At 72.8% G+C, this 4,168-nt stretch carries 1 protein-coding gene; it reads left to right on the top strand.

Going from position 1 to position 4,168, the window contains the following annotated elements; all coding sequences use genetic code 11:
- A partial coding sequence (locus tag LCH29_RS43525; protein ID WP_446467214.1) for a type I polyketide synthase occupies positions 1-4,168 on the top strand: 4,168 nt, incomplete at both ends.

Below are 4,168 nucleotides of genomic sequence, written 5' to 3'. Positions count from 1 at the left end.
GCCGGTGGCCGATGAGCTGGCGGTGTGGCCGCCGGTGGGCGCGGAGCCGGTGTCCGCGGAGGGCATGTACGCGGACCTCGACGCTGCTGGTTATGGCTATGGGCCGGTGTTCCAGGGCGTACGGGCGGCCTGGCGGCGCGGGGACGAGGTGTTCGCCGAGGTCGCGCTGGACGAGGAGCAGCAGGAGGAAGCGGCGCGCTTTGGTGTGCATCCGGCGCTGTTGGACGCGGCGTTGCACGGGGTGAAGTTCGGCGACTTCTTCTCCGAGGACCGGGCGCGGTTGCCGTTTGAGTGGCGTGGTGTGTCGTTGTACGCGGCCGGAGCGGGTGTGCTGCGGGTGCGGCTGGCTCCGGCCGGTACGGACGCGGTGTCGGTGACGGTCGCGGATGGTGCCGGGCAGCCCGTCGCGGCGGTCGAGTCCCTGGTCATGCGCGAGGTGGATGTCGAGCAGCTGGCCGGTGCGGTGAGCGGTGGGTCGCGGGATGCGCTGTTCCGCGTCGACTGGGCCGCGGTGCCGTCGGATGCGGTGGCGTCTGCCGATGTGGCCGTGGTGGGTTCGGCGGAAGGTGCTGCGTATGCCGATCTGGAGGCGTTGAGCGCGGCTGTCGGGGCTGGGGCTTCGGTGCCGGATGTGGTGCTGGTTCCGTTCGCGGCGTCGGCTGCCGGGGACACGGTGCGGGCTGCGCATGAGGCCGTTGGGCGCGCCTTGGGGTTGGTGCAGGCGTGGTTGGCGGATGAGCGGTTCGCCGGTTCGCGGCTGGCGGTGGTGACGTCGGGCGCGGTGGCGGTCGAGGCCGGGGAGACGGTGCGGGATCTGGCGGCGGCCGCGGTCTGGGGGTTGCTGAGGTCGGCGCAGACGGAGAACCCGGGCCGGTTCCTGCTGGTGGACACCGACGACGACACCACCCGTGTGCCTGGTGAGCTGCTGGCGTCGGACCTGCCGCAGCTGGCCGTGCGCGACGGGGTCGTCCGTACCCCGAAGCTGGTGCGGGCCGTGGCGGCGCCTCAGCCGTCTGCGCCGTGGCACGGGGACGGAACGGTGCTGGTCACGGGGGCCACGGGGGTGCTGGGCGGTCTGGTGGCGCGGCATCTGGTGGTCGAGCACGGTGTGCGGCGGCTATTGCTGGTGAGCCGTCGCGGTGCGGAGGCTGCGGGCGCGGCGGAGCTGGTCGCTGAGCTTTCGGGTCTGGGTGCGGATGTGTCGGTGGCCGCGTGCGATGTGGCCGACCGGGACGCGCTGGCTGAGGTGCTGGCGGGGATTCCGGCCGAGCATCCGTTGAGCGCGGTGGTGCACACGGCGGGTGTACTGGACGACGGGCTGGTCTCGGCGCTGACGCCGGAACGGCTGGAGGGCGTCATGCGCCCGAAGGTCGACGCGGCGTGGAATCTGCATGAGGTGACGCGTGAGCTGGGGCTTTCGGCGTTCGTGTTGTTCTCGTCGGCTGCCGGTGTGCTCGGTAGCGCCGGGCAGGGCAACTACGCCGCGGCGAATGTGTTCCTCGATGCGCTGGCCGCCGTACGCCGCGCCGAGGGGCTGCCCGCGACCTCGCTGGCCTGGGGGCTGTGGGAGCAGCACAGTGGCATGACGGGCGAGCTGGGTCAGGCGGATCTGGCGCGGATGGCGCGTTCGGGGCTGAGGGCGCTGTCGTCGGACGAGGGTCTTGCGCTGTTCGACGCCGGTGTCGCGGCGGACGAGGCGTTGCTGCTGGCGGCGCGGTTCGACGCGGCGGCGCTGCGCGCGGCGGAGGCGACCGTCCCGGCCATCCTCCGCGGACTGGTGCGGGGGCCGGTGCGCCGGGCGCGGGCCGGTGAGGGTGCCGGGACGGCGGAGGGCCTGGCGCAGCGGCTGGCCGGGCTGACGCGGAGCGAGCGGACGCGTGCGCTGTCGGACCTCGTACGGGGGCAGGTGGCGACCGTCCTGGGCCATGACTCGGCCGGGGCGGTGGAGGAGAGCCGGGCGTTCAAGGACCTCGGCTTCGACTCGCTGACCGCCGTGGACCTGCGGAACCGGCTGAATGCCTCGACCGGGCTGCGGCTGCCCGCCACCCTCGTCTTCGACCACCCCACACCGGCCGCTCTGGTCGTCCATCTGCATGCCGAGCTGTTCGGCGCCACGGAGACGGCTGCGGTGCCGGTGGCTTCGGCGGTCGCGGCCGATGACGACCCGATCGTGATCGTGGGCATGGGCTGCCGCTTCCCCGGCGGGGTGCGGTCGCCGGAGGAGCTGTGGGACCTGGTCGCGCGGGGCGTCGACGCGGTGTCGGAGTTCCCGGTGGACCGCGGCTGGGACATCGAGGACCTGTACGACCCGGACCCGGACCGGCAGGGCAAGACGTACGCCCGGGAGGGCGGCTTCCTGCACGACGCCGCCGAGTTCGACCCCGCCTTCTTCGGGATGTCGCCCCGGGAGGCCCTGGCCACCGACCCCCAGCAGCGGCTGCTGCTGGAGACCGCGTGGGAGGCGTTCGAGCGTGCGGGTGTCGATCCGCAGTCGCTGCGGGGCAGCCGCACCGGTGTCTTCGCCGGGGTCATGTACAACGACTACGGATCGCGCCTGCGGGTCACGCCCGACGGCTTCGAGGGGTACCTCGGCAACGGCAGTGCGGGCAGCGTCGCCTCCGGCCGCCTCTCCTACGTCTTCGGTCTTGAGGGCCCGGCGGTGACGGTGGACACGGCGTGCTCGTCGTCCCTGGTGTCGCTGCACCTGGCGGCCCAGGCGCTGCGTAACCGCGAATGCTCGCTGGCGCTGGCCGGTGGCGTCACGGTGATGTCGACTCCGGCCGTCTTCGTGGAGTTCAGCCGTCAGCGCGGCCTGTCGACGGACGGCCGGTGCCGGTCGTTCTCGGACGACGCCAACGGTGCCGGATGGTCCGAGGGCGCGGGCATGCTGCTGCTGGAGCGGCTGTCGGATGCTCGCCGTAACGGTCACCGGGTGCTTGCGGTGGTGCGGGGCTCGGCGGTCAACCAGGACGGTGCGTCGAACGGTCTGACGGCGCCCAATGGTCCGTCGCAGCAGCGGGTGATCCGTGCGGCGCTGGCGAATGCGGGTGTGGCGGCGGCGGATGTGGATGCGGTCGAGGCGCACGGTACGGGCACCACGCTGGGCGACCCGATCGAGGCGCAGGCGCTGATCGCCACGTACGGCCAGGAGCGTGCCGGAGGCGAGCCGCTGTGGCTGGGGTCGCTGAAGTCCAACATCGGGCATGCGCAGGCCGCCGCCGGTGTCGCGGGCGTCATCAAGATGGTGCAGGCCATGCGGCACGGTGTGCTGCCGCGCACCCTGCACGCGGATGAGCCGTCGACCAAGGTGGACTGGTCGGCCGGTGCGGTGGAGCTGCTGAACGAGGCGCGGGAGTGGCCGGACGCCGATGGCCGTCCGCGCCGGGCGAGTGTGTCGTCCTTCGGTGTCAGCGGGACCAACGCCCACGTCATCCTGGAGCAGGCCCCGGAGTCGGAGCCCGTTTCGAATGCGGGCGCGGTGGTGGCCGGTGTCGTGCCGTGGGTGGTGTCGGGGCGTGGCGAGGCCGCGCTGCGGGGCCAGGCGGCTCGGTTGTTCTCCCGGGTGGAGGGCGCGACTGAGCTGTCGCCGGTGGATGTGGGCTGGTCGCTGGCCTCCGGGCGGGCCGCGCTGGAGGACCGCGCGGTGGTCGTGGGTGGTACGGCGGATGAGCTGGCCGCTGGGCTGGGCGTTGTGGCGCGGGGCGAGGAGGCGCCTGGTGTGACCCTCGGCCGGGGTGTGGTCGGTGGTGGCCGGGTGGCGGTGGTGTTCTCGGGTCAGGGCTCGCAGCGGGTGGGCATGGGTCGGGAGCTGTATGGCCGGTTCCCCGTGTTCGCGCGGGCGTTTGACGAGGTGAGTGGGCTCCTGGATCCCCACCTTGAGCGGCCACTGCGGGATGTCCTGTTCGGCGACGATGCCGAAGCACTGGACCGGACGGAGTTCACTCAGCCCGCGCTGTTCGCGGTCGAGGTGGCGCTGTTCCGGCTGGTGGAGTCCTTCGGCATACGGCCGGACTTCGTGGGCGGGCACTCGGTCGGCGAGATCGTGGCGGCGCATGTGGCGGGAGTGTTCTCGCTCGGGGACGCGGCGAGGTTGGTGGCGGCGCGTGGCCGGTTGATGCAGGCGTTGCCTTCTGGTGGTGCGATGGTGGCGGTGCAGGCCGCCGAGGCC

It is taken from the genome of Streptomyces sp. BRA346 (assembly GCF_052851135.1).
This window is presented reverse-complemented; position numbering and strand designations above follow the sequence as displayed.